25 protein-coding genes and 1 pseudogene are annotated in these 25,331 nt (G+C 39.4%); 6 read left to right on the top strand and 20 right to left on the bottom strand.

Translation table 11 applies throughout. The features are described 5' to 3' along the window. The first annotated feature begins 27 nt into the window (after positions 1-27). From AAEY62_RS07705 to lipA, 4 genes are all read left to right on the top strand, one after another. Entirely contained in the window at positions 28-1,191 is a 1,164-nt protein-coding gene (locus AAEY62_RS07705; RefSeq protein WP_010554697.1) for a serine hydrolase, read from the top strand. A 175-nt stretch (positions 1,192-1,366) separates the two neighbouring features. Next, positions 1,367-1,645 (top strand): DUF493 family protein YbeD, encoded by a 279-nt coding sequence (ybeD, locus tag AAEY62_RS07700; RefSeq protein ID WP_002958517.1) that lies wholly within the window; start codon positions 1,367-1,369, stop codon positions 1,643-1,645. 19 nt (positions 1,646-1,664) lie between these two features. Continuing rightward, positions 1,665-2,318 (top strand): lipoyl(octanoyl) transferase LipB, encoded by a 654-nt coding sequence (lipB, locus tag AAEY62_RS07695; RefSeq protein WP_010554695.1) that lies wholly within the window; start codon positions 1,665-1,667, stop codon positions 2,316-2,318. Further along, positions 2,315-3,280, top strand: a complete 966-nt coding sequence (lipA, locus tag AAEY62_RS07690; protein WP_002958515.1) for a lipoyl synthase — start codon at positions 2,315-2,317, stop codon at positions 3,278-3,280. The genes lipB and lipA overlap by 4 nt, the downstream gene beginning before the upstream one ends. Positions 3,281-3,360: 80 nt before the next feature. On the opposite strand, the gene AAEY62_RS07685 is transcribed toward lipA, so the two are convergent. Next, positions 3,361-4,647: a VCBS domain-containing protein gene (locus AAEY62_RS07685; RefSeq protein ID WP_350634757.1), complete on the bottom strand. Its 1,287-nt coding sequence runs from the start codon at positions 4,645-4,647 to the stop codon at positions 3,361-3,363. Between the two features lie 256 nt (positions 4,648-4,903). Between AAEY62_RS07685 and AAEY62_RS07680 the strand changes: the two genes are divergently transcribed. After that, a complete protein-coding gene (locus AAEY62_RS07680) occupies positions 4,904-5,143 on the top strand; it encodes an RNA recognition motif domain-containing protein (RefSeq protein WP_007585551.1) in 240 nt (79 codons plus the stop codon). A 106-nt stretch (positions 5,144-5,249) separates the two neighbouring features. Here AAEY62_RS07680 and AAEY62_RS07675 read toward each other — a convergent pair whose 3' ends face one another. Beyond that, positions 5,250-5,399 carry a hypothetical protein gene (locus tag AAEY62_RS07675; protein ID WP_165783596.1) on the bottom strand — a complete coding sequence of 50 codons (150 nt, stop codon included), beginning with the start codon at positions 5,397-5,399 and terminating at the stop codon, positions 5,250-5,252. A gap of 142 nt (positions 5,400-5,541) precedes the next feature. Here AAEY62_RS07675 and AAEY62_RS07670 point away from each other — a divergent pair, with 142 nt between their 5' ends. After that, complete coding sequence (locus AAEY62_RS07670; RefSeq protein ID WP_350634756.1) at positions 5,542-7,161, top strand: M28 family metallopeptidase; 1,620 nt, start codon at positions 5,542-5,544, stop codon at positions 7,159-7,161. Positions 7,162-7,196: 35 nt separating this feature from the next. Here the strand turns inward: AAEY62_RS07670 and AAEY62_RS07665 are convergent, their stop codons facing one another. The 18 genes and pseudogenes from AAEY62_RS07665 to pnp all read right to left on the bottom strand — a co-directional run bounded on the left by AAEY62_RS07665 (position 7,197) and on the right by pnp (position 25,212). Continuing rightward, positions 7,197-8,144 carry a PDC sensor domain-containing protein gene (locus AAEY62_RS07665; protein WP_024591129.1) on the bottom strand — a complete coding sequence of 316 codons (948 nt, stop codon included), beginning with the start codon at positions 8,142-8,144 and terminating at the stop codon, positions 7,197-7,199. A gap of 220 nt (positions 8,145-8,364) precedes the next feature. Then, a pseudogene (locus AAEY62_RS07660) lies at positions 8,365-8,559 on the bottom strand (EF-hand domain-containing protein); the annotation flags it as partial. Between the two features lie 382 nt (positions 8,560-8,941). Next, a complete protein-coding gene (locus AAEY62_RS07655; protein WP_024593886.1) occupies positions 8,942-9,148 on the bottom strand; it encodes a hypothetical protein in 207 nt (68 codons plus the stop codon). A 169-nt stretch (positions 9,149-9,317) separates the two neighbouring features. Beyond that, entirely contained in the window at positions 9,318-9,530 is a 213-nt protein-coding gene (locus tag AAEY62_RS07650; protein ID WP_007585535.1) for an EF-hand domain-containing protein, read from the bottom strand. An 881-nt stretch (positions 9,531-10,411) separates the two neighbouring features. Continuing rightward, a complete protein-coding gene (locus AAEY62_RS07645) occupies positions 10,412-10,627 on the bottom strand; it encodes a TIGR02450 family Trp-rich protein (protein WP_007585532.1) in 216 nt (71 codons plus the stop codon). A gap of 70 nt (positions 10,628-10,697) precedes the next feature. After that, the gene (locus AAEY62_RS07640) at positions 10,698-11,051 is read right to left on the bottom strand and encodes a cupredoxin domain-containing protein (RefSeq protein WP_197101601.1); all 354 of its coding nucleotides are present in this window, start codon (positions 11,049-11,051) and stop codon (positions 10,698-10,700) included. Positions 11,052-11,071: 20 nt separating this feature from the next. Continuing rightward, positions 11,072-13,318 (bottom strand): heavy metal translocating P-type ATPase, encoded by a 2,247-nt coding sequence (locus AAEY62_RS07635; RefSeq protein ID WP_350634755.1) that lies wholly within the window; start codon positions 13,316-13,318, stop codon positions 11,072-11,074. Then, positions 13,308-13,751 carry a MerR family transcriptional regulator gene (locus AAEY62_RS07630; protein ID WP_165728931.1) on the bottom strand — a complete coding sequence of 148 codons (444 nt, stop codon included), beginning with the start codon at positions 13,749-13,751 and terminating at the stop codon, positions 13,308-13,310. The genes AAEY62_RS07635 and AAEY62_RS07630 overlap by 11 nt, the downstream gene beginning before the upstream one ends. Positions 13,752-14,259: 508 nt before the next feature. Beyond that, complete coding sequence (locus AAEY62_RS07625) at positions 14,260-14,757, bottom strand: DUF2059 domain-containing protein (RefSeq protein ID WP_010554687.1); 498 nt, start codon at positions 14,755-14,757, stop codon at positions 14,260-14,262. 130 nt (positions 14,758-14,887) lie between these two features. Next, entirely contained in the window at positions 14,888-15,220 is a 333-nt protein-coding gene (locus AAEY62_RS07620) for a Na+/H+ antiporter subunit G (RefSeq protein ID WP_007585525.1), read from the bottom strand. A gap of 9 nt (positions 15,221-15,229) precedes the next feature. Then, positions 15,230-15,499 carry a K+/H+ antiporter subunit F gene (locus AAEY62_RS07615; protein WP_007378493.1) on the bottom strand — a complete coding sequence of 90 codons (270 nt, stop codon included), beginning with the start codon at positions 15,497-15,499 and terminating at the stop codon, positions 15,230-15,232. Further along, the gene (locus AAEY62_RS07610; protein ID WP_007585523.1) at positions 15,493-16,029 is read right to left on the bottom strand and encodes a Na+/H+ antiporter subunit E; all 537 of its coding nucleotides are present in this window, start codon (positions 16,027-16,029) and stop codon (positions 15,493-15,495) included. The genes AAEY62_RS07615 and AAEY62_RS07610 overlap by 7 nt, the downstream gene beginning before the upstream one ends. Beyond that, positions 16,029-17,546 carry a monovalent cation/H+ antiporter subunit D gene (locus AAEY62_RS07605; protein ID WP_350634754.1) on the bottom strand — a complete coding sequence of 506 codons (1,518 nt, stop codon included), beginning with the start codon at positions 17,544-17,546 and terminating at the stop codon, positions 16,029-16,031. Before AAEY62_RS07605 ends, AAEY62_RS07610 begins: the two co-directional genes overlap by 1 nt. Further along, positions 17,543-17,896 carry a Na+/H+ antiporter subunit C gene (locus tag AAEY62_RS07600; RefSeq protein WP_010554685.1) on the bottom strand — a complete coding sequence of 118 codons (354 nt, stop codon included), beginning with the start codon at positions 17,894-17,896 and terminating at the stop codon, positions 17,543-17,545. The genes AAEY62_RS07605 and AAEY62_RS07600 overlap by 4 nt, the downstream gene beginning before the upstream one ends. Continuing rightward, positions 17,896-20,688 carry a monovalent cation/H+ antiporter subunit A gene (locus tag AAEY62_RS07595; RefSeq protein ID WP_033012429.1) on the bottom strand — a complete coding sequence of 931 codons (2,793 nt, stop codon included), beginning with the start codon at positions 20,686-20,688 and terminating at the stop codon, positions 17,896-17,898. Before AAEY62_RS07595 ends, AAEY62_RS07600 begins: the two co-directional genes overlap by 1 nt. Before the next feature lie 215 nt (positions 20,689-20,903). Then, positions 20,904-22,079: a hypothetical protein gene (locus AAEY62_RS07590; protein ID WP_350634753.1), complete on the bottom strand. Its 1,176-nt coding sequence runs from the start codon at positions 22,077-22,079 to the stop codon at positions 20,904-20,906. Then, complete coding sequence (gene nlpI, locus AAEY62_RS07585; protein WP_282114008.1) at positions 22,066-22,944, bottom strand: lipoprotein NlpI; 879 nt, start codon at positions 22,942-22,944, stop codon at positions 22,066-22,068. The genes AAEY62_RS07590 and nlpI overlap by 14 nt, the downstream gene beginning before the upstream one ends. Before the next feature lie 141 nt (positions 22,945-23,085). Further along, positions 23,086-25,212, bottom strand: a complete 2,127-nt coding sequence (pnp, locus tag AAEY62_RS07580) for a polyribonucleotide nucleotidyltransferase (RefSeq protein ID WP_024591623.1) — start codon at positions 25,210-25,212, stop codon at positions 23,086-23,088. Positions 25,213-25,331: the final 119 nt, after the last annotated feature.

Raw genomic sequence — 25,331 nt, 5'->3', positions numbered from 1 at the left:
CTTTAACTTTAACCATTAATGAGTATGATGAAATCTATTAAACATAAAATCCTCAAAGGTGTATGCGGCCTAGTTTGTACAGCCGCCGTATTTTCAGCCAGCGCCCAAATTATTCCGGCACCACCTCAAGTTAATGCAAAAGGTTATTTTTTGGTCGACTTTACAACAGGTAAAGTTATTGCGGAAGGTGAAGCCGATACACAGCTAGCACCTGCAAGTTTAACTAAAATGATGACCAGTTATGTAATTGGTACTGAAATTAAAGCAGGTAATATTGCCACTACCGATATGGTAACGGTAAGCGAAAAAGCATGGGCTAAAAACTTCCCAGAATCTTCAAAGATGTTTATTGAAGTAGGTAAGCAAATTAGTGTTGATCAGCTTAACCACGGTATTATTATCCAATCAGGTAATGATGCATGTGTTGCAATGGCTGAGCATATTGCTGGAAGCGAAAGCGCATTTGCTGATTTAATGAATGCCCATGCTGCTAAATTAGGTATGAGCAACAGCCACTTTATCAACAGCCACGGCCTTGATACTGACGAGCACTTCACAACGCCTCGCGATATGGCGACACTTGGTGCTGCACTTATTCGTGATGTGCCAGATGAATATGCACTTTATAAGCAAAAATCGTTTACTTATAACGGCATTAAGCAATATAACCGTAACTCATTATTGTGGGACGAAAGCTTAGATGTTGACGGTATTAAAACTGGTCATACATCAGAAGCTGGCTACAGCCTAGTTACCTCAGCAACTAAAAACGATATGCGTTTAATTGCTGTTGTTATGGGTACTACCAGCGAACGAGCTCGTAAAGTAGAAAGTAAAAAACTACTTAACTATGGTTTTCGTTTTTATGAAACAATTACTCCGTACAAAGCAGGCGATAGCTTTGCAGAACAACGTATTTGGATGGGTAACAAAGAAAATGTATCTTTAGGTATTTTAGAAGATACACCGATTACTATCCCACGTGGTCAGCATAAAAACCTTAAAGCTAACTTTGAGCTAGATAACACACTTGAAGCACCACTTGCTAAAGGTACTAAAGTAGGTACGTTATTCTTACAACTAGAGGGCGAAGATATTGCTCAATACCCACTAGTAACACTTGAAGAAGTGGAAGAAGGCAGCTTCTTTAGCAAAATTTATGATTACTTACGTTTACAGATCATGCAGTAATTTATAGCTGCCCTATTAACTAGGGTAACTAATTTAAACGTCTCCACTGTGAGGCGTTTTTTTTTGCTTGAAAAATGTTAGAATGCGCCCCATATAAGCAAGACTGCTAATTGCCTATCTGTATTAAGCTTCAAGCTTGCATAGAGTCCACACTTTTGTATGAGGAGTCACCGTCGTGGTTCAACCTGTTAAAGATACTAAATTTGATGAGTACCTAGAGTACCCTTGCCCATTTACATTCAGAATAATGGGTTTAGCTAATGTAAACTTAACTGATCAAATTTTAGCTAAGTTACAACCAATAGCGCCTGGCGATTACGCCCCTAAAGTAAAACCAAGCAGCAAAGGTAATTACGAGTCAGTAAGCCTTGTAGCAACGGTTACTAGTGGCAAACACATTGAAGAAATTTACAACGTGATCAGCAATATTGATGACGTACGCCACATGCTTTAAGCCATAGTTGAGATTTGTTGTGAACGAAAACACTTTGATCGTACGCCAACTGGGTCGTCAGCGTTATATGCCAATTTGGCAAAAAATGCAGGACTTTACCGACACCCGTGATGAAAATACGCCAGATGAAATTTGGCTTGTAGAGCACGAGAGTGTATTCACCCAAGGTCAGGCTGGTAAGGACGAACACTTACTAGCTCCTGGCGACATTGAGGTGATTAAAGTTGACCGTGGCGGACAAGTAACTTATCACGGCCCTGGCCAGCAAATGATGTATGTATTATTTAATCTACGTCGTTTAAAGATTGGTGTACGTGAACTGGTTACATGGCTTGAAGAGTGCATTATTGAATCACTCGCCGAGTATGGTATTGAAGCTTATGCTAAAGCTGATGCACCCGGTGTTTACGTTAACGACAGCAAAATTGCATCCCTTGGGTTAAGGGTTCGTCGTGGTTGCTCGTTTCATGGCTTAGCATTAAATGTTAACATGGACCTAAGTCCATTTTTACGCATTAACCCATGTGGTTATGCGGGCATGAATATGGTGCAAACTAAAGAATTAGATGGTCCTCAAAACCTAGAAAGTGCAGGTGAAGGATTGGTGAAACACATGATCAAGAAGCTTAATGCAACACAGGTTAAGCATACTGAAGGGTTTGAAAACGAATGAATAAACCAGTCAAAATGGAACCAGGTGTAAAACTACGCGACGCAGAAAAAATGGCGTTGATCCCAGTAAAAGTTTTACCTACAGAAAAAACTGAAATGTTGCGTAAGCCAGAATGGTTAAAAATTCGCTTACCTAAATCAACCGATCGCATTGACGGCATTAAAAAAGCGCTACGTAAGCATGGCTTACACTCGGTATGTGAAGAGGCTTCGTGCCCTAACCTATCTGAATGCTTTAACCACGGTACCGCTACCTTTATGATTTTAGGTGCTATTTGTACTCGTCGTTGCCCATTTTGTGATGTTGCTCATGGTCGCCCATTAAAACCTGATGCCACTGAACCTGAAAAGCTAGCACTTACTATAAAAGATATGAAGCTAAGCTACGTTGTAATCACTTCAGTTGACCGTGATGATTTACGAGATGGCGGTGCTCAGCATTTTGCCGATTGTATTCGCGAGATTCGTAAACATAATCCAACTATCACTATCGAAATTTTAGTACCTGATTTTCGTGGTCGTATGGACCGCGCATTAGAAATATTAATCGAGACGCCACCAGATGTGTTTAACCACAATCTTGAAACTGCGCCACGTTTATACAAACTAGCTCGCCCAGGTGCTGACTACAAATGGTCATTAGAATTACTTCGTCGCTTTAAAGAAGCTCACCCAGAAGTTAAAACTAAATCAGGCTTAATGGTAGGTTTAGGTGAAGAAATTAGCGAAATTGAAGAAGTACTTCGCGATTTACGTGCACACAACGTTGACATGCTAACTGTAGGCCAATATCTACAACCTTCTAAGCATCACTTACCGGTTAAACGCTACGTGCCACCAGTAGAGTTTGACGGCTTAAAAGCGTATGCAGACGAAATTGGCTTTACTCACGCGGCTTCAGGTCCGTTTGTACGCTCAAGCTACCATGCTGATCAACAAGCAGCGGGCAAAGAAGTAAAATAACCACTTTTATCAAAGAATAAAAAAAGCCGTTAATAATGCATAATTATTAACGGCTTTTTCATGCTAATTGATAAAATAGCTTACTGCGCTAACTTACCTCTTGTGATAGAAAAATCAGCAAACCTAACACGTTCTTCATCAACTCGAAGGCTGTCGGTTTCAACAATTGAGCGGTATATTCCCCACTTAGGACGAGCAAAATCATCATCACTAAAGCCGCGCCACATATCTATGTTTTGCTCGCTTATATTAAATATCTCTGCGTTGTCGCTTAAGCGCGTTAATGTCATATCAAGCTTACCACTTTCACTAAATGTAGCTTGTACAAATACCTCGACCCATTCATCTGTAATTAAAGACCAGTCGGTTTCAATTAAGTTTTTATCAAGACCCGTGCTGTTACCGTTTTCGTCAAAGCCTGCGCTATACCGCACTTGCAGTTGATTGCCTGTACTGTTTTTTTGCGCACCTGAGAGAGTGATAATAGGCTGATCGTCATTACCATTGGTGTTGTCGTTACTTTCGTTACGGGCTTTTATTTGAAAAAAATGGCTAAACTTACTCGTAAGCTCAAGCTCGCTACTTACTTTAAATTTCCAGCTGTATTGAAATGTCTCACCCTCAAACGCCAGTGTTTCTTGTGGTGATTTATCGTAGGTTTTTATTTCGTTGCGTTGTCTGTCACTTGCACCTTTGTCTTTATCTTGGTCATCATCTCGGTGGGCTAAAAATACAAAATGGCTACCAATTATCGTATCGGTATCTTCGATAATATGGACAACACTTTCATGATTGCCAGCGTATAAGTCTGGAGATTCAATTGACCCTTCGCCGAATGCATTTTCAATAAGTGTGTATGCGTGAAGTCCCGAATCTACGCCATCTGATTGCAATAACACGTGCGAGATGCTCTCAAAGCCATCAGCTTGAGTTATTGGTGCACCAACAATTGTTATGATAATTTGTGCGCCAGTACCATCTAAAGAGTTTACTGTTATTGTGTCTTGCAGTGTTTCATCTTCACTTAAAGATGTTATTGAAGCGTTTAAATCATCAAGTGTGTATGACCAATTTCCACCAGCATTTAAGCTAAAAAAACCATAGCTTGTAGCGCTATTTTCTTGTGCTATAAAAGCAGCCTCACCGGATTGTTGATCAGTAATGGTTAATGAGCCTGTTATTGCATCATTACTATCACTAATAACTTCGCCTCGGCTATTACCACCAATTATTGCTGGAGTTTTTAAAGTAATCGCTTCATTATTTTGCACCGTAGAATCAGAGCCAGAGCTGCCACAACCGACAACTAAACAAGATAGAAGTGCGGTTGTAATTACATTACGCAGTTTAAGATTATATTTAGGCATTGTTAGCTTTATAGTTAATAGTAAGTTAATAAAACATAAACTTACCAATTAACTATGCAAATAACCACAACTCAATTACCAATTAACATGACCAATTTAATGGCAATCCATTTAAAATTATAAAAGCTATGTTTTTTCAGTGTGATACAAACAATTATTCCTATAGAACGTTTATTTATATATGTTTTAAAATAAAATTAGGTTAAAGCTGAGTTACTTGAGATAATTAGTACTGACATAATTATTTAGGTTCATTATGAAACTATTAGTTCGTAACTTGTCTCGTGCTACCACTGAGCATGAGCTTCGTACTTTATTTGCAGAGCACGGTAAAGTGACTACCTGCAACTTGGTACTTGATAAAGAAACTGGCCAATCTAAAGGCTTTGCCTTTTTAGAAATGCCAAACGACATAGAAAGTAAAAGCGCCATTAAAGCACTTAACCAATCTACTGTTGATAAAAGTAAGATCCGCGTAAAGCTTGCAGACGCATAAAGCTAACTGCAACTTATACTAAAAAACCAGCTAATGCTGGTTTTTTGCTTTTAGTGCCAAGTATTGTATTTAAGCTTTATATTTAGCTAAAAAAACTAAGCGGTTATTAAGCCGCTTTTTTTATACTTATAGTGCCCAATATTATAAAAGAAGCAGACAGCACAAAAAATGTCTCCTGCTCAGCTAATATTGCAGCAGCAAAAAATGCAATGCCACTAGCTATAAATAAATACCCACTTTTTTTACATTGGTTCATTATGTGCTCCTTTAGGTTGTTCGTTATTTATACACCTTATAAAATCAATCTGCAATTGAATGAAAAGTTCTCTATAAAAATTCGACATCGCTGCGGTGCTTCCTTTATATTGAAAGCCTATTTAAATAACAATATGAAGACTATGGCATCTACTCTTTTAAAAAGCGCTAGCCTAAGCCTGCTAGTTGCACTCTTTGGCTGCTCAGAGCCTGCAAGCGAACAAACCCCATTAGAAAATACAGCCGGTGTAAGCCTTAGCAATATTAAACAGCATATTAAAACGCTAGCCTCTGATGACTTTCAAGGCCGAGGCCCGCTTACTCATGGCGAAGTGAAAACAGTAGGCTACTTAAGCGAGCAATATAAAGCGCTGGGTTTAACCGGTGCTTATAAAGGTAAATACTTACAGCCTGTAAAAATGGCAATGGTGACAGCTAATCAGGACATGCAGTTAAAGGTAGGTGATTTGAGCTTTGAATCAGGCAAAGACTTTACCGCACGTACCGAGCAACTTCAGCCATTAATTGATGTAAGAAGCTCTGACGTTGTATTTGCGGGCTACGGTATTAATGCGCCAGAATATAGCTGGAATGACTATAAAAATATTGATGTAACTGGTAAAACAGTGGTTGTGCTAGTTAACGATCCAGGCTTTGCTACTCAAAACGATGCCCTTTTTACTGGCAATGCAATGACCTACTACGGTCGCTGGACTTATAAATATGAAGAAGCCGCTCGCCAAGGTGCAAAGGCTGTATTTATTGTTCATGAAACAGCACCTGCGGCATACCCTTGGGGCGTAGTTGAAAGTTCAAACACCGGCACTAAATACACGTTAATGGATAACAATTTAAACGCGTCTAAATTACCGGTTATGGGCTGGCTAACACTTGATGCGACTGAGAAAATGTTTAACGCCGCAAAGCTTAACTATCAAGATTTAAAACAAGCAGCATTAAATGATGACTTTAAAGCGACGCCACTCAACTTAAAAGCAAACCTTGCCTTTAAAAACGAAGTATCTCATGCAAAATCGCATAACGTAGTTGCACAAATTACAGGTAGCGAATCACCTGACGAATACGTTGTTATTAGCGCTCACTGGGACCACTTTGGTACTAAACAAACTGATACTGGCCCTAAGATTTATAACGGCGCAGTAGATAACGCTTCAGGCACTGCAGCCACGCTTGAAATAGCACGCATCATGAGCAAAATGAACAAGCAAAAACCATTTAAACGCTCAATTATTTTTACTAACTTTACAGCAGAAGAAACGGGGTTAATTGGTTCTGAAGAATTTGCATCGGGTGCGGTTGTACCTACAAAAAAAATGGTCGGTCTATTAAATATTGATGGCATGAACGTGCTTGATGGCACTGACTACATTTTACAATACGGTAAAGATTTATCGACAATGGAAAACTATTTAGCAAAGGCTGCAAAATCACAAGGCCGTGTTGTTAAAATGGATCCTCGGCCGCAAAATGGCTTGTTTTTTAGATCTGATCATTTCTCACTTTCTAAGCAAGGTGTGCCTAGTCTATTATTTATGAGCCTGGGCGATACCGATCCTGAGTACATTGCGCATAAGTACCATAAAGAAGCAGACGACTACTCAGCTGATTGGTCGTTAGGTGGCGTTAAGCAAGATATAGATCTTATTGTTGATATAGCCACTCAACTTGCAAACAATGGCGATTGGCCAAAGTGGACGAGCGAGTCTGACTTTAAAGCCAAACGCACGCAAGATAAACAATAAATAACTATTAATAGTTATGTAATATAAAAATCCTCCTACTTGGAGGATTTTTGTTTTAAACGAGCCCGCATTAATAGCGTTTCGGCCTTTGCCCCTAAGTAAACATAAATAGCCAGTGCAATTAAAAGCCCCACTACTGCAAGCATCATCGCTATTGCAGGCATTAAATATTCCGATTGCCCCAGCGCCGCTTTAAACATAGTTAACAGCGCCTCAATTGATATAGCAATCAACACGGTAGATATAAACCGTGTAATAGTGCGACGCGTAGATGAGTGCCTAAAAATATCCTTATGCATAAGGATTTCTTCTTCGAGTATTGTTTTACCTAAATCGAATACTGCTAATGCTAGGGTGATGTAAATAATGATACTAAAGGGTTCAAGTGGGTCTGATGAGGTATCTACATGGGTTAATAGCGCGTATATATCATTAAAAACGATATTCAGTAAAAATAATACTAAGCAAAATAAGCACGCAACAATAATACCGTAACCCGCTTTGAAGTAAGGCGACATATTAGCGCGCGCGGTATCACCCATTACAAATTCAATAAGCTGCGTTAAGCTCACATCAACGACCAAGTAATGTTGATTATTAATTGGTTTTTTTAGTTCTTTAATCGCCGATATACATAAATGGTTAGTCGCTATAGAAATGTAGGGATCAGTAAAGCACACTCTATCACTTGTTTTAGCGTTCAAAAAATAGGGTCGCTCGCTTAAATCTTGTTGATTACCACTTTCACCTAGTTTTTTGCTATATGCCCGTTTAAAGCAGACATTATTACCCTGCTGCAAACCTTCTGCATTTAGACAATATTGTAATTCTAAAAATGGGTACTGCTTAATCAGGTAGCGGGTATCACGCTCTTTAGTTAACCCATCCTCAATACTCATCAAAATAGATTCAAGTAAGCTGTGTATTACATGCTCATATTCGTGGTAGCGCTCAACACTACTGATATAACTCATTCGCGCCATTTTAAATACTCATTAACCTAAGTTATAAATAGATTTGCAAGTTTAAAACCAATAATAAAATAACTTAATAATCAGTAACTTGACTCTATTCAAACTCAAGTTTTGCACTACTTTGGTGACTAAACAGTAATATATTAAATTAAATGCACAAAAAAGCAGCTAAGTATTAATTACTTAGCTGCTTTTTGAGTATGACTGGTAAGGTTCTACATAGAGCTTATTACTGAACCTTCGAAAACTCTTCTTTAGATAACTCGCCATTTCCATCTGCATCTAATTGATCAAAAAGCTGTACTAGTTGCGAGTTTACTTGGGCTTCTGTTTTACTAATTACGCCGTCGCCACCTGTATCAAAAGAATCAAAATCTACCGCAGCAAACGCCGCTGAAGAAGAAGCAAGAGCTACAAGTGGTAGGGCGTGTTGATCTTTGGCGGGTGAATTTGCAGCAGTATGTTTGGTTTTTAGGCAAGGCAGAGCCTATCTAGTGTGGTTATTCCCCATAAATAGGCGATAACGCAGCATAAATACCAAACATGCGCTGCCCTTTGGGTTCTTTCTAGGGACGATTAACTCTTTGTTGCTCGGTTTTTACTTAGCCCACTAGGTTACAAACCTCGCGCCGCGATTTAATCTCCCCTAGATTGAACAAATTTCAATCCACAAAGATCAATACGCCCTAAAGTTTTGTGTAGTGTTTTCATAATCGTTTCCTTAGGCTTTGAGCCTGATTAGGGGTGAACTGATTAGAGGTAAGAAGTCCTTTTCAAAGATCCTTTAGGAGTAAAGTGTTTATAAATTAATATTCAAAAAAATCATTTTCTGTCGGACCACCGCTACTTTGAACATTTAGCTCGTCAAATTGCTCTATCACTTGCACCGATTCTTCAGCTTGACTAATTGAAGCGTTGTCGTCTGCATCGAGTGTTTCAAAGTCTGTGTTTGCAAATACTACTGACGAAGAAACAATAGCCATAAGTACAAATGTTGATTGTAGCTTTTTCATAATTTAATCCTTCAAAAGTATGCGGTGTCCTAAATAAATTTGCTCTATAGTGCTCTCTAGTCACTTCCTGGTTATTCTTTTTAGTAGGCTCCCTTGCCTACTTAGGTTGTCTTTGGCAACTCAGAATTTAGATAACATTACAGAACATTAACTGCTTAAGGCTTTAATTTTAGGCCTTAGAAAACTCATCTTCAGATAACTCACCATCTTGGTTTGTATCGAGTTCTTCAAATTTGCTTAAAAGCTCAGCATCCACTGATGCTTCGGCTTGGCTGATTGCGCCATTACCATCTACGTCTAGCGTATCAAAATCTGTTGCTGCAAAAGCCGCTGATGAAGAAGCTAGCGCCATTAGTACTAGTGTTGATTGAAATGTTTTCATAATAGTATTCCTTCATTGGGTTGTTGCGATTAAGGCCTTTGGCTTTCATCACGTTTTGCTTAATACACTCTAGGTATTACAACTTTGGTGCCACTTTTTATTTATTATTTAAAAACAATGAGTTAAACAATATAAAGCGAGAGAAGCTTAATTTGAGGAGGTGTTATTGTTGCTATTTAGCAACAGCCATTTACCTAAAAATAATAAACCGATATAAATCAATTGGTTAGGTTTAGTTAAAAAGACACACTTTTGCTAAAAAGCCAAAAAGGGGGGTGTTTGGGTTAGTCTTCAAAATAAACTGAATATGAACATGGAAGTAACATAGGATTTGTTCGCGACTATTAAATAATTAATTCATTTATAATTAGTCAGTTACATTATTTTTGAGATTTATTATAAAAATTTTGAAAGGATGTTTTGAAATTAACTGTTTTGTTGCCAAATGGCGAATTACTCAGGAAGAATGTGATATATGAGCTAAGTTATAGCATTGAGTTCATAACTTAATGCGCCGTAAAATATAGGTTCGCTTGAGTTAAGCAAACCTATATCGTGTTCCAGCTATCTGCAAATGTGCCGCTATTAGGGCGTGTTGATCTTTGGTGGGTGAATTTGCAGCAGTATGTTTGGTTTTTAGGCAAGGCAGAGCCTATGTAGTGTGGTTATTCCCCATAAATAGGCGATAACGCAGCATAAATACCAAACATGCACTGCCCTTTGGGTTCTTTCTAGGGACGATCAACTCTTTGTTGCTCGGTTTTTACTTAGCCCACTAGGTTACAAACCTCGCGCCGCGATTTAATCGCCCCTAGTTTGAACAAATTTCAATCCACAAAGATCAACACGCCCTAGTGGGAGGTAAAGTATATAGATTTAAACTACTTCCACCCTTGCAGCCACTTTTGGTTATCTTTTAAATCTCGCCAACTAATTGGATATTGATTTTTTGACATAACAGCCTCAGTAATACACTCAATTACGTTGCCATCTTCATCAAATTCCACCTCAACAATAATGAAGTGTTTTTCTTTATTTATAGAAGGTGTTGCGGTCCATTTACTATTCAATAATTTTTTAGGGTTTAATTTATTCATTTAATGTAACCACTCCTACTCATAACTTATATAAGGCAACTATACGACCCCAACACCTACTTAGTTCAGGTTACTGAGCAACTAGCTTGCCTTTGTACATTTTCATTTGGCAATGAAAGTCATACTCACCGGCTTCAAGCGCAGGTAGTTTAACTGTATTGCCATCACCCATTGCCAGCGTTTTACTTATATCAAGCTGTGGAAATACCACGGTTTCGGCGCACGGCGCGCTGTCTTTTCTATCAAAGGTAAGTACAACCTCTTTGTTGGCTGCCACTTTAATGTGTCCTGGCTTATAAACACCGTTATCAACGACTATCGTTACTTTGTTGTCATCACTTTGTGTTTGCTCTGGTTTGTATAGCCAAAACCAATAAATAATTGCGGCTATTAACAGTGCACCACCTATATTAATCATCAACATAATGTACTCCTTAGCTTAAATTACGATTTATTTGGTTTGAAAAAACGTAAGCGATTAGCGTTACTTACCACTGTAAGCGATGAAAGTGCCATAGCTGCACCTGCAACAACAGGGTTAAGTAGTATTCCAAAAAATGGATACAACACGCCGGCTGCAATCGGAATACCCGCCACGTTATAAATAAAGGCACCAAATAGGTTCTGTTTAATATTTGAAATAGTTGCATTACTCACTGCAATTGCATCAGCAAGACCATGTAACGAACCACGCATTAAGGTAATGTCTGCACTTTCTATTGCAACATCGGTACCTGTGCCAATTGCAAACCCTACATCGGCTTGCGCAAGTGCGGGGGCATCGTTAATACCGTCACCTGTCATACCCACTATTTCACCGTTTGCTTGGCGCTTTGTTACTTCGTTTACTTTGTCATCGGGCATTACTTCTGCAATAAAGTCATCAATACCAACTTGCTTAGCAACGGCTTGTGCAGTGGCTTTGTTGTCACCTGTTAGCATAACTAGGTGGATACCTTTATCTTGCAGGCGTTTAATAGCTTCAACTGAATCCTCTTTAATAGGATCTGCTACTGCAATAATAGCGTGGAGCTTATTATTACTTGCAAAATACATGGGCGTTTTAGCATCACCGGCAAGTGTTTGAGCTTGCTCGGTTGCATCATCAACGGCTACATCGTATTTATCCATTAGCGCTTTATTACCAAACAACAATGTTTGCCCGTCAACACTGCCAGTTACACCTTTACCTGTAATTGCGTTAAAGTCGGCTACTTTACTTAAAGCTAAGCCCTGCTTTTTAGCGTGTGCCGTAATTGCTTCTGCCAGTGGATGCTCTGAGCTACTTTCAAGGCTTGCAACACGTTGCATTACTGTATTTTCATCACTGTTATTAAACGTAACTACATCGGTAACTTGCGGTGTACCTTGAGTAATAGTGCCTGTTTTATCTAAAATCATGGTGGTGATTTTAGATGTTGTTTGCAGCGACTCACCATTTCGAATTAATATTCCTGACTCTGCAGCTTTACCAATACCCACCATAACCGACATAGGGGTTGCGAGTCCTAGCGCACAAGGACACGCAATAATAAGTACAGTGGTTATTGCAACAACGGCATAAGCAATTGATGGCTCAGGTCCAAAGTTTAACCATGCAAGACCCGCAAGTACTGCAATAATCATGACTGTTGGTACAAATATTCCTGATATAACATCAGCTAAGCGCCCTATTGATGGCTTAGAGTTTTGTGCACGTTTTACCATATTGATAATATTAGCCAGTGTGGTTTCGCTACCAATGTGCGTGGCTTTAAATAATAAAGTGCCACTTTTATTAATACTTCCGGCAACGACTTTGTCGCCCGTTTTTTTGCTTACAGCCATTGGCTCACCAGTAAGCATTGACTCATCAACCGTACTGCTGCCTTCAATAACATCGCCATCCACAGGGATTTTTTCACCCGGGCGTACGCGTACTTCATCATTTTTTACCACATCACTAATGTCGATGTCTTGCTCTTGCCCATCGCGAATTACGCGTGCAGTTTTTGGTTGCAGGCCAATTAAGCGTTTAATTGCTTGTGAGGTGCGCCCACGTGCTTTTACTTCAAAAGCGAGCCCTAAACTAATTAAACCGATGATCATCGATGATGCTTCAAAATATACGTGTCTTGCAACTTCCGGTAATAAGTTTGGTGCTATTACCACAAACATTGAATACAACCACGCAGTACCTGTACCAAGCGCTATTAATGTATCCATATTGGCAGCATGGTTTTTGAATGCCTGCCATGCACCGTTGTAAAATTGTTTACCTGATATAGCCATAACCACAAGCGTGACTATACCCACTAAAAACCATGCTATTCGTTGTGTGTCGGTGGTCACACTCATGTCAAAAATAAGCCCGTATATCATTAACGGTGCACCGACCCCTAACGCTAATATCATATTACGCATTAGCTTTTTGTAATGTGCCTCGTCCGACTTTGCTTTTTCATCAAGTGCATCTTGATCAGACTCGTTACTCATTGGCTTAGCTGAATAACCAATGTTTTCGACTGCTTTAATAAGCGTGCTTTCGCAAGCTTTACCTTCTACACGTACTGTACGCTCAGCAAAGTTCATTTCTACATTTTGCGCACCTTGCACGCTATTAAGGGCTTTTTCAATTTTAGCCACACAACTGCCGCAATTAGCACCTTCAATAATAAAGTTTTGCGCGGTGTCTTTTGTATTAGTCGTCATTACGCTGCTCCTTATTTGCAGAATCGTTTATTGGATCAACAAATGATTCTATTAAACTACACACGTCACTGGCATTTGCACCATCGGCTGATGTATCCCATTGCGCCAGAGCTGCATGCATTCTGTTTCGTAATTTTAAAGTTTCTTGAAATAGTGCTTCGGTTTCTTCTAGGCGTTTAGTAATGAGTTTACGCGTTAACGGACAAGGACAATTCCCCAGCTCTGACTCGCCTATAATGTGTTGAATATCTTTGAGTGAAAAACCAAGTTGACGAGAGCTAATAATAAACTTTAAACGCTGCTGGTCTTGCTTTGTATACTCTTGATAGCCATTTTCTTCACTGCGTATTGGGTTAAGTAACCCAACACGTGTGTAATGACGAACAGTATCGGCAGTCACGCCCATTAACTTGGCGAGTTGTTTAACATACATAATTTAGCTCCGTCGTGTTTCAGTAGCTTCATAATAAACCTAGGTGCAACACATAGGTCAATGACTATTTTAAAACTAATAAAATAATACCAATTCGCTTAATTAAGTAACCTATTTAAGACAAGAAAATCGTGTTGATAACAAGGCAAAGGTTTCGTTATTTAGTTGTTATCACTAATTGCCTCTGCATCCATGCAGTCGTATATCAAAATGTTTAACACAGTTAACGCCGAATTTAATCCCTCAAATTGATTAAGTATTGTTGGTTATTGGTATAGTGACACAAACATAATTAACTTAAGCTGATATCGGCCGTGTATTATCTGGAGGGGGGTAATTTAGGAGAGAAGCGCCTAAGTAAGGCGCGTATTAATCTAAGGGCGTGTTGATCATTGGTGGTTTAATTTACAGCAGACTGTTTGGTCTTTAGGCAAGGCAGAGCCTATGTAGTGTGGTTATTCCCCATAAATAGGCGATAACGCAGCATAAATACCAAACATGCGCTGCCCTAGTTTGATTCGCTACGGCTTTGCTCTAATTCGTCGCTTAGTTGCTGCGCTAAAGTTTGTATTTTAGGCATAGCATCTTTCATTAAGCTTTGTGACATTTGCATAGACTCTTGCATCACAACAGGCATTTTTTCAAGTATTTTTTGCCCTGTATCTGTTTTATAAAACGCTAACATATCGGCAATTTCTTGCTCACTAAAATGTTTGTCGTACACGCTAATCATCATCGGCTGCATTTTGGCCCAGCTCATTTCGGTTTTTAATACCGTCGTCATGTCGCTGTAGTATTTATCAAAAATTGCCTGTTCAGAAGGCTTAACGCCCATTTGGTCTGACATGCCTTTCATCATGCCTTCAACCTGGCCGTACATAGAGTCAACCATTGAATCTAAATTCATTACACTAATAAGTTCATCTATTTTTTGCTGCTTAGTATTTTGTTCAGCATACAAACTACTAGAAAAAATCAGTAATGATAAAAGTAGTACCTTACCCATAATAATATCCTTTCATATAAATAATCGTTTTATAGTTACATTATTAATTAGTCTTGTAAAGGGTACAAGCAGTCACTAAAAAGGCCGAATAAAATTAATTTATTCGGCCTTTTATAAATATATTTTTATGTTAATCGTCTTCTACATTATCTAGGCCTTTAGTGCCTTCTTTGGCTTTTAGCTTATGATGAATAGCTGACTTTATTAACATGTAACCACTAATCGGTGCCGTAATTAGTAAAAATATAGTAATGAGTATTTCTTTAACACTTAGGCCATGCCCTGAATTTGCAAAATAAACCATAGCTGCAATTAGCATACTTGCCATGCCCAACGTTGTTGCTTTAGTTGGCCCATGCAAACGCATAAAAAAGTCAGGTAGTTTAACTAAGCCTATTGAGCCAATTAAAATAAACGTACCACCAAATAACAATAATATTGATACAACCCATTCGCTGATCATGTTTTCACCTTATTCAATTATATCGCCACGTAGTAAATACTTACACACTGCAACTGTACTTATGAAACCTAGCATGGCAATAAGCAGTGCAGCTTCAAAATAAAGCCCTGTATCCATACTAATGCTATATAAAATAATCAGTGCAATGACGTTAATGTACATTGTATCGAGCGCTAAAACACGATCAGGCACTGATGGACCAATGATCAATCGCCATAAATTAAGCAATAATGATAAGCCAATCATCGAAAAAACAATGAGTAATACGGTGTCTAACATTGAAATATCTCCTTTAGTGGAGCTTCGTAGCGTTGTTTTATTTGTTTGATAAGTGCTTCTTCATCTTTAAGGTCAAGCACATGTATTAATAAGTAGCGTTGTGTTGGCTCTTCACCCTCAGGTAACGATTCAGCAATTGGGTAAACCTCTGCACTCACTGTACCGGGTGTAAGCGATACACTACTGGCCAATATGGTAATTGGCATATCATGAGTTAAATCTATCGGTACTTTTATAAATGCCGGACGCAAATTTTTAGATGGCCCAAGTATAAGTAAAGCCACTTGTAAATTTGCTACGACAATATCGTACAGCACAATAAGCAACTGCTTAAGAGCCAAGCCCGGCTTTAAAATTAGTGGCTGAGGCTCGCGAAGCGAAAAACTTAATATCGGGATAAGTATTGCAAAAATAGTCGCTAATACTAAGTGCCCTACCGACACGCTATTATTTAACAATAGCCAAACCATAAACAAAAATAAGCTACGAAATGGCGTTGGTAACCAACGAAAACGGGCTTGTAATCTCATCACATGCCTCCTTTAAGTACAGCATTAATACCGCCGCTTATATCATGTAACTGAGTAGCAGCACCTAGCATGTATTCACTTATTGGTCCGCCAAAAATAACGAGCAATGGCGAACACGCAAGTAAACCTATAATTACAATTACCTGCAACGGGTGTGCATTTGCACAATCTGCGTTTTCGCTATTTTTACTTTTATGCTCCCAAAACAAGGTCGTGCCAGCACGCGAAAGCGCTACCAACAACGCGAAGCTTGTTACTAAATATACAGGCCAAAATAGTAAAGCTTGCTCACTATTTAATGTGGCTTTAAGTATCCAAATTTTACCTACAAAACCTGATAGTGGCGGCATACCAACTACAGTTAAAGCCGCAACAATAAAGCACACACCTAATAAAAATGGTTGTTTAACAGAGCGACCCGCTACTAGCCTATCACCAACTTTACCGCGCTGGATTGAAACTAAGTCTGCTAGTAAAAACAGTGCGGCACTAACAAGTGTTGAATGCACTAAATAATATAAAAGTGCAGCAGTGGCATTTACATTTTGCAATGCAATTAGCGCAACCAACGTACCTACCGATACTAATACTAAGTTAGAGGTGAGTTTACGTAAGTCTTGCGCTGCCATAACGCCAATGGCACCCACTATAATGGTGGCAATTGCTAAGCCCCAAAGCCAAGGCTGCGCCATATGTTCAAGCGCTCCTGCTTGTTCGCCAAATATCACCGTGTAAACACGAAGCATGGCGTAAACGCCTACTTTGGTCATAATCGCAAACAATGCAGCAACCACAGGTTTAGCGCTTGAATACGTATTTGGAAGCCATAAATGCAGAGGTAATAGTGCGGCCTTTAAAGCAAATACAATTAATAGTAATAAACCACCTGCTTTTGCTAGGTATACATCATCGCCCGAAAGCTGTGATACTTTTTGCGCCATATCTGCAATATTAAGCGTACCAAGTACACCGTACAAAATACCCAAACCGATTAAAAATACGCTTGAGCCAACTAAATTTAATATTACATATTGCAGTGCCGCACGAGTGTTTTGTTTATCACCTGCGTGCATTAACAGTGCATATGATGCAATCAGTAACACTTCAAAAAATACAAATAGGTTAAATAAATCGCCAGTTAAAAACGCGCCATTTACACCCAATATTAAAAAATGAACAAGTGGATGATAAAAGCTGCCCTTTTCATCATCGCCAGCACTACCATATAAAATAGCGCCCAAACCTAAAAGTGAAGTTAACGTAACCAATAAGGTAGATAACATGTCAGCGACTAAGACTATCCCAAATGGTGCAGACCAACTACCAATAGCGTAAACATTAATACCTGTATTATTAATATGTACAAGTAAAAGCGCACTAATGGCAAAAGTAGCTATTGCCATTACAATTGAAACTAAGCGGCGAATTTTGACGCTTTTACCACATGGCGGCAGCAATAAAATAACTGCCGTCAACATAGGTAATAAAATAGGTAGCGAAGCTAAATGTTGGATCATTTTTGCTCCTTATTATCTGCAGAGGTGTTAGGCACATAACCATCAACATGGTCACTACCTAAATCGGCGCGCCCACGTATTGCCAAAATAACCACAAATGCGGTCATCGCAAAACCAATCACTATTGCAGTTAGTACTAATGCTTGAGGTAGAGGATCGGCGTATTCTGTGCCAGTACCAAGTACTACCGCTTTATTAATAGTAAGGCGACCTGCTGAAAACAAAAATAGATTAACAGCGTATGAAATCATAGTAAGCCCAAGTACTACAGGGAATGTACGAGCTCTCAGCAGTAAAAACACACCGCAACTGACCAATACTCCAACGCAAGATGCGTACAATAATTCCATTAAATATTTACCTCTTTTTTCTGGGTATCTGCTGTCATATTACCTAAGCTTGCTAAAATCATTAACGTAGCGCCTACAACAGTTAAGTAAACACCTAGGTCAAATGCAATCGCGCTGGCAAGCTCTGTTTTACCGACAAACGGAATATCAAAGTAGTCAAACCAAGTTGTTAAAAATGGCTTATCGAAGAACCAACTACCCACACCTGTAAACAAAGAAATACCAATGCCTGAGGCTATAATTTTGCGATAATTAACATCAAAGCGTTCGTTTATCCATGCTGTACCATGCGCCATGTATTGCAAAATAAACGCGATTGACGTTACTAACCCAGCAATAAAGCCACCACCAGGTAAGTTATGCCCACGTAAGAAAATATATGCAGAAACTAATAACGCAAGCGGTAATAAACTTTGTGAAATACTCGCCAGTAATATTGGATGGCGCTCTCGTGCCCATGGGCGCCCTTCGCTGTCGCTCGCTGGCATAAATAATGGGATTCGAGAAAGTACTTTAAATATACCTAATGCGGCAATGCCTAATACGGTAATTTCACCAAGCGTATCAAAGCCCCTAAAGTCGACTAAAATAACGTTAACTACGTTAGTACCACCGCCACCAATTTTAGCGTTAGCAATAAAGAAGTCTGAGATTGAATCTAGCGGGCGTGTAAGTAATGCATAACAAATACTCGCTATCACTACACCTAACGTAGAGGCTATTGCTAAGTCTCGAAGTACGCGTAATGAACTTGATTCTTTTGGCGTATGCTGAGGCAAGAAAAACAATGCCAGCATAAGTAAAATAATAGTAACAACCTCAACAGTTAGCTGCGTAAGCGCTAAATCTGGAGCAGAAAAGCGTGTAAATACAACCGACACCATTAATCCTACAATTGAGAGCATTAATAGCGACACCATTCGAGAGCGATGCCAAATAACGGTAGCAAGAGCACCAATAATCAATAAGCCTGCACCAATTGCATTGTGCACATCAACAGGCGTAAGTGGCATGCTACCGGCAAGTTGTTGCATTTCAAATAATGGCCAACCCGCACACAGTAATACTACTGCTAGCATAATTACAAGGTAGCGCTGTAGCGATCCATTTTCGATACTGCTTACCTTTGACTGACACCAAGCAATAACGCTTAATATCACACGTTCAAACGTTTTTTTAGCGTTTAGAGGTGGTAATGATGCTTGAAATTGAAATAGATATTTACGATTAATATAAATAAATAAGCCACCAGCAATCGCCATCGCACTCATTAGTAGAGGCAAGTTAAACCCATGCCAGATAGCCAATTCGTACACTGGCATTTCTTTTCCAAGTACAGCTAAAGACGCCGCAGATAAAATGCCATCAATTGTAAAGTGCGGGAACATACCCACTAACAAACAAATCACAACAAGTATTTCTATTGGTACACGCATATAGCGCGGTGGCTCATGCGGCGTACGAGGTAAATCAATTGGTTCACCATTAAAAAACACGTCATGAATAAAGCGTGCTGAGTACGCAACAGCTAATGCACCTGCAACAGTTGCCAGTACTGGAATTAACCACGACATAGAACCAAGCACTTGCTGATGCAGCGTTTCTGCAAAAAACATTTCTTTAGACAAGAAGCCATTTAGTAAAGGGACTCCTGCCATTGCAGCCGCCGCGACCATCGCAAGCGTTGCAGTGTATGGTAAGTATCGCCACATACCATTTAATTTACGCATATCGCGCGTGCCCGTTTCGTGATCAATAATACCAACGGCCATAAATAACGACGCTTTAAACGTTGCATGGTTAATTATATGAAAAATAGCAGCAACAGTCGCAAGCTCAGTATCAAGTCCGAGTAATAGCGTTATTAAACCCAAATGGCTTATTGTTGAATAGGCTAACAAGCCTTTTAAGTCGTGTTTAAATAGTGCTATATAAGCACCAAACAACAGCGTAGCTAAACCCGTTAACCCAACGAGCAAGAACCACGTATCGGTGCCTGCCAAAGCAGGATGAAAACGTGCTAACAAAAATATACCGGCTTTTACCATCGTCGCAGAATGTAAATACGCGCTTACTGGCGTAGGCGCTGCCATTGCATGAGGAAGCCAAAAGTGAAATGGAAATTGTGCCGATTTAGTAAACGCACCCAGTAGCACCAATACCAATGCTACTTCGTATAAATCATGAGATTGAATTATTGCTTTACTCGCTAGAATAACATCTAGGTCGTAACTACCAACAATATCACCTAATAGCATCAATCCAGCAAGTAACGCTAAGCCGCCCGCGCCTGTTACAGCAAGCGCCATACGTGCGCCTTTTCGCGCTTCTGATTTATGCCACCAAAAACTAATTAATAAAAATGAGCTGATGCTCGTTAATTCCCAAAACAACCACAGTTGAATGACGTTGTTAGACATAACAATACCAAGCATTGCAGTCATAAATAGCATTAAGTAACTATATAGCTTAGCCATTGAGTCATTAGCGCTTAGGTAGTAACGGGTGTAGAGGATAACGAGCAAGCCTATGCCTAAAATCATAAACATGAACAATAAACTGAGGCCGTCTAACCGCAGAGACAAATCGAGTCCTATTGACGGGATCCAAGCTAAAGAATAACGAATGGTTTCGCCCGCTAAAACGGCAGGTGCATGGTATAGAGTAATCCCCAAAGCCGTCAAAGGCGCAAGAGCCGTTAAACTAGTGCTTAAATTGCGGGATAACTTACCTGTGCATGCAGAAATAACACTGCCAATTAAGGATAACAAGGGTATCCAGAGCAAAGTCATAATGTAGGGCCTTTTATTATCATAAGTTTATCAGGGCATCTCTTTTTAATACTAAGTGATGCTTTTACTGCCTGTTTTTAAACGACATTAATGACTATAGTTATACTGAAAAACACTGATTTTGTCTATAAAAAGCGGTTCTGTATGGGTGTTTTTTAAACAAGAACTAACAATTTATTAAGCCTAAAAAAACAATTAATTAATACTGATAATTGTTAATTTAATATGGCCTTATTTGCAAATGTAAGCGCGCCAGGGTGACGATGAAAGTTACCATTGGTCATATCTAAATGTTTCAACCAAAGTTGTCTATACTGCGCTGAGAGCCCTAACTGCTGATATTGCATAATAGACCAATTTTCACTAGGTTTATAAGCAATACCTCCTACCTGGCAACTCTTTGCTTTATGCCAACCTGTTGGCGGCGACTCACCATGAGAAATAAATAAATTAGGTGCAACAAAACCTGTTTTTGCACACAACCATGCTTGCTTAGTTTTAGGCAAAGCGTATTCATCTTCAAAACCGTTAAAATGCATCAGCTCATGCAAAAACACACTGTATTTTGCTTTTGAGTTTATTAGCATTGTTCCCTTAGTGACATTAGCCGTTCCGCCTTTTGGCATCATCACTATAAAATCATAATTGTTAGGAAGCTGGTTATTAAGTTTAGATAATTGCCAGTCACACTTTGCTATTTGACTAGTACTACTTTTGCACTCAAGCATACCCGCAACGTAGATTGGTTTTGAAAAACAAAAAACATTTTCACGGGGCTCTGGTTGTTTATTATAAGCATTAATAAACTCTGTAAGTTTATATAAGCCACTACGATGATCGCTCATAGTCAGCACGTTAAACATACATTGCTTATTAGGTTTGCTTATATTTCTTAAAGATGAAAAACCGAGATCGTGGATAAACACGGTAGATATTTTACTCTGTGGTGTTTTTAACTGAAGTTTTAGATGATTTAGCACATCCCCTGCTGGTAATTTGTTTTTACTAGCGAGTAACTCTAAATCGCTCCAACGTGATTGCTCAAGTAACTTTGTTGCTAATATTTTACGCTCTGGAATTGTTAAGTCATTTATAGCGGAGAGCCAAAATTGTTTTGCAGTATCACTCTGACTGCTTTTAATAAGCTTAAGAGAATACATATATTGTGCTGATGAAATTTTACTGCGAGCGAGTATAGCTAAAGAGGTCTTTGGTAACTGCTCTAGGTGGTCAGAAAAGTAAGCTGGTGAATTCCAATAACTTTGTAGAACATTGGCTTTTGTATTTAAAACATGCCAAAAGCCAATAGCGCCAAGGTGATTACTCGAGCCTGTAATTAACAAACAACATAGTAATACACCTATTAATTTAAAACGCTTAACTTGCGTCAACACCTTCCATCAACTCAAGTTCTAAACGCGCATATTTGTACTCAATAAACTCATGTACATTGGTTGCTAGCGCAAGCCTAAAATAGTCTGATGCTAAATACAGCTCACCCGCTGCTTGATGCATTTTGGCTAAGTAAAAATAAGCTTCACATAAACGCTGCGCATATTCTTGCTCAGTTCTAACACCATCACTAATGCCTGATAAAAATGCATGTTCACTCATATCGCCCGTATAAAGAGAAATTAACTGATACGCCCATTGTGAATCATCAAGCGCAGTCGCATTTTGTTTAAGTGCATCAAGTGCGATTACTTTATCCTCGTGTGCCTGGGCTAAATAAACCCATAAAACACGGTATGGATCTTTAGGAGAACGGGCTAAAAACTCGTTAAAGTCATTTTTAGCAAGGCCAGCTCTATCGCCGTAATACAGTGCGATTCCTCGGTTTAAATAGGCGTATTCATGCTCTTCATCAAGCTCAAGAGCTGAATCGAAAAACTCATAGGCTTTTTCGTACTGCTGCATAAGCGTATGTTGAATACCTAAAAAATTATACACTTCAGCTAAATCAGGCTTAAGTTTTACTGCGCGGTTAAAATCAATACGCGAAAGAGTGGTCATACCTAAACTATCGAAAAGTACACCACGGTCGTAATAAAGCTTAGCTTGTTGCTCTTCGCTTAAGTCAGCCCTATTCAATAACTCTGAGTAGCGTGCAATAGCAATTTCACTTCTAAAGTCAGAGGCTAAAGGTGCAGTAAATGGCACATTAACAATCGGGGTTGGTTCTGATTCTGTTGTAGTTTGGCAAGCGCTTAAAGACAAAATAGCAAAAGATGCCAAAGCTAAATGTTTGAGTATCATTAAAATCCTTAATACCAAGATATATCGTGATTAATATAAGACAGGCCTTGTCCAATAAGGTTTCATTAAAGCATAAAAAAAGGGGCTAGACAGCCCCTTTTTTATCATCTAGCTAATATAACTAGATTAATAAGTTAACAATTACGCGTCAGTTGGCGCGTCAGCTGCAGGTGCTGCTGATTCCATTGCTTCTTTAATACTTAGACGTACACGGCCTTGGCGATCTACTTCTAGTACTTTAACTTTAACTTCTTGACCTTCAGAAAGGTGATCAGCCACGTTATTAACGCGCTCAGTACTAATTTGAGAAATATGTACTAGACCATCTTTACCAGGAAGAATGTTTACAAACGCACCGAAATCAACAATACGTACAACTTTACCTTCGTAGATAGTACCTACTTCAAGTTCAGCTGTTAACTGCTCAATACGGCTAATTGCATTAGCTGCACTTTCACCATCTGTAGCGGCAATTTTAATTGTACCGTCGTCACCGATTTCAATCGTTGTACCAGTTTCTTCAGTAAGCTGACGAATAGTTGCGCCACCTTTACCAATAACTTCAGCGATTTTCTTCTGTGGGATTTTCATTGTGTATATGCGAGGAGCAAACATTGATAGCTCTTCAGAAGGAGCAGAAATTGCTTCGTCCATCACTTCTAAGATATGTAAACGTGCAGCTTTTGCTTGTTTAAGCGCAATTTGCATGATTTCTTGAGTGATACCTTCGATTTTGATATCCATTTGAAGTGCAGTGATACCTGCAGCTGTACCAGCAACTTTAAAGTCCATGTCACCTAAGTGATCTTCATCACCTAAGATGTCAGAAAGAACAACGAATTTATCGTCTTCTTTAACTAGACCCATCGCAATACCGGCAACAGACGCTTTAATTGGTACACCGGCATTCATAAGTGCAAGTGAAGTACCACATACAGAAGCCATTGAAGATGAACCGTTTGATTCAGTGATTTCAGATACTACACGGATTGAATATGGGAATTCAGTCAATGTTGGCATTACAGCAGCAATACCACGCTTAGCAAGGTTACCATGGCCGATTTCACGACGCTTAGGAGAACCAACAAAACCAGTTTCACCTACACAGAATGGAGGGAAGTTGTAGTTAAGCATAAAGTGGTTTTTATGAGTACCAGTTAAATCGTCGATTAACTGTGAATCACGTTCTGTACCAAGTGTAGCTGTTACTAACGCTTGAGTTTCGCCACGAGTAAAGATAGCAGAACCGTGAGTACGCGGTAATACGCCAGTCATTACATCCAGTGCACGAATCATATCTGGTTCACGACCATCGATACGTTTTTCGCCAGCAGCGATACGGCCGCGAACGATTTTCTTCTCAAGTGAACCGAAGATTTTACCAACTTCTTGCTTGTCTAGAGACTCGCCTTCAGCAAGTTCAGCTGTTAATACTGCAACAACTTCGTCCTTCGCTTCGCCAAGTGCTTCTTTACGCGCTACTTTATCAGTGATTAAGTAAGCTGCGCCTACTTTATCAGCAGCAATTGCTGCAACTTTATCTTCTAGTGCAACGTTTTTAGCTGGTGCAGTCCAATCCCAAGTAGGCTTGCCTGCTTCTGCTTTAAATTCTTCGATTGCAGTGATGATCGCTTGAGATTGCTCATGACCATATACAACAGCGCCAAGCATTACGTCTTCTGCAAGTACGTTAGCTTCTGATTCAACCATAAGTACCGCTTTATCAGTACCGGCTACCACTAAATCAAGTTGGCTTTCTTCAAGCTCTTTTAATGTAGGGTTAAGTACGTATTCGCCGTTGATGTAACCAACGCGAGATGCACCAATTGGACCACTGAACGGGATACCAGAGATAGCAAGTGCTGCTGAAGTACCAATCATCGCAACCATATCAGGTTGGATTTCAGGGTTAACAGAAACAACAGTAGCAATAACTTGTACTTCGTTTACAAAACCGCTTGGGAAAAGTGGACGAATTGGACGGTCAATAAGACGTGCAATAAGTGTTTCGCCATCGTTAGGACGACCTTCACGCTTTAAGAAACCACCTGGGATACGACCAGCAGCATACATACGCTCTTGGTAGTTAACTGTTAGTGGGAAAAAGTCTTGGCCAGGTTGTGCTTCACGCTTACCAACAACAGTTACTAAAACTGAAGTGTCGCCAATGCTTGCAAGTACAGCGCCGTCTGCTTGACGAGCGATTGCACCAGTTTCTAGAGTCACTGTATGTTGACCTAGTTTGAATTCTTTAATAATTGCTTGCACTTAAAATATTCCTTAAATGTATTCTAATAAGTTGTCATCAAAGTACCAATTACAGTACATAATTGTATTCAGTTGGAAATCAATTAAGTACTACAATTGGCAATGATGTGAATAAGCGT

The organism is Pseudoalteromonas sp. GW168-MNA-CIBAN-0100 (assembly GCF_040309225.1).
Classification (GTDB): domain Bacteria; phylum Pseudomonadota; class Gammaproteobacteria; order Enterobacterales; family Alteromonadaceae; genus Pseudoalteromonas; species Pseudoalteromonas arctica.
The sequence above is the reverse complement of the archived record's forward strand: the minus strand, read 5'-3'. Positions and strand labels throughout refer to the sequence as shown.

Coding starts and splice junctions, on each gene's coding strand:
- AAEY62_RS07705 (WP_010554697.1), top strand. CDS start 28: ATGAAATCTATTAAACATAAAATCCTCAAAGGTGTATGCGGCCTAGTT.
- lipA (WP_002958515.1), top strand. CDS start 2,315: ATGAATAAACCAGTCAAAATGGAACCAGGTGTAAAACTACGCGACGCA.
- AAEY62_RS07685 (WP_350634757.1), bottom strand. CDS start 4,647: ATGCCTAAATATAATCTTAAACTGCGTAATGTAATTACAACCGCACTT.
- AAEY62_RS07680 (WP_007585551.1), top strand. CDS start 4,904: ATGAAACTATTAGTTCGTAACTTGTCTCGTGCTACCACTGAGCATGAG.
- AAEY62_RS07675 (WP_165783596.1), bottom strand. CDS start 5,399: ATGAACCAATGTAAAAAAAGTGGGTATTTATTTATAGCTAGTGGCATT.
- AAEY62_RS07670 (WP_350634756.1), top strand. CDS start 5,542: ATGGCATCTACTCTTTTAAAAAGCGCTAGCCTAAGCCTGCTAGTTGCA.
- AAEY62_RS07665 (WP_024591129.1), bottom strand. CDS start 8,144: ATGGCGCGAATGAGTTATATCAGTAGTGTTGAGCGCTACCACGAATAT.
- AAEY62_RS07655 (WP_024593886.1), bottom strand. CDS start 9,148: ATGAAAAAGCTACAATCAACATTTGTACTTATGGCTATTGTTTCTTCG.
- AAEY62_RS07650 (WP_007585535.1), bottom strand. CDS start 9,530: ATGAAAACATTTCAATCAACACTAGTACTAATGGCGCTAGCTTCTTCA.
- AAEY62_RS07645 (WP_007585532.1), bottom strand. CDS start 10,627: ATGAATAAATTAAACCCTAAAAAATTATTGAATAGTAAATGGACCGCA.
- AAEY62_RS07640 (WP_197101601.1), bottom strand. CDS start 11,051: ATGTTGATGATTAATATAGGTGGTGCACTGTTAATAGCCGCAATTATT.
- AAEY62_RS07635 (WP_350634755.1), bottom strand. CDS start 13,318: ATGACGACTAATACAAAAGACACCGCGCAAAACTTTATTATTGAAGGT.
- AAEY62_RS07630 (WP_165728931.1), bottom strand. CDS start 13,751: ATGTATGTTAAACAACTCGCCAAGTTAATGGGCGTGACTGCCGATACT.
- AAEY62_RS07625 (WP_010554687.1), bottom strand. CDS start 14,757: ATGGGTAAGGTACTACTTTTATCATTACTGATTTTTTCTAGTAGTTTG.
- AAEY62_RS07620 (WP_007585525.1), bottom strand. CDS start 15,220: ATGATCAGCGAATGGGTTGTATCAATATTATTGTTATTTGGTGGTACG.
- AAEY62_RS07615 (WP_007378493.1), bottom strand. CDS start 15,499: ATGTTAGACACCGTATTACTCATTGTTTTTTCGATGATTGGCTTATCA.
- AAEY62_RS07610 (WP_007585523.1), bottom strand. CDS start 16,029: ATGAGATTACAAGCCCGTTTTCGTTGGTTACCAACGCCATTTCGTAGC.
- AAEY62_RS07605 (WP_350634754.1), bottom strand. CDS start 17,546: ATGATCCAACATTTAGCTTCGCTACCTATTTTATTACCTATGTTGACG.
- AAEY62_RS07600 (WP_010554685.1), bottom strand. CDS start 17,896: ATGGAATTATTGTACGCATCTTGCGTTGGAGTATTGGTCAGTTGCGGT.
- AAEY62_RS07595 (WP_033012429.1), bottom strand. CDS start 20,688: ATGACTTTGCTCTGGATACCCTTGTTATCCTTAATTGGCAGTGTTATT.
- nlpI (WP_282114008.1), bottom strand. CDS start 22,944: ATGATACTCAAACATTTAGCTTTGGCATCTTTTGCTATTTTGTCTTTA.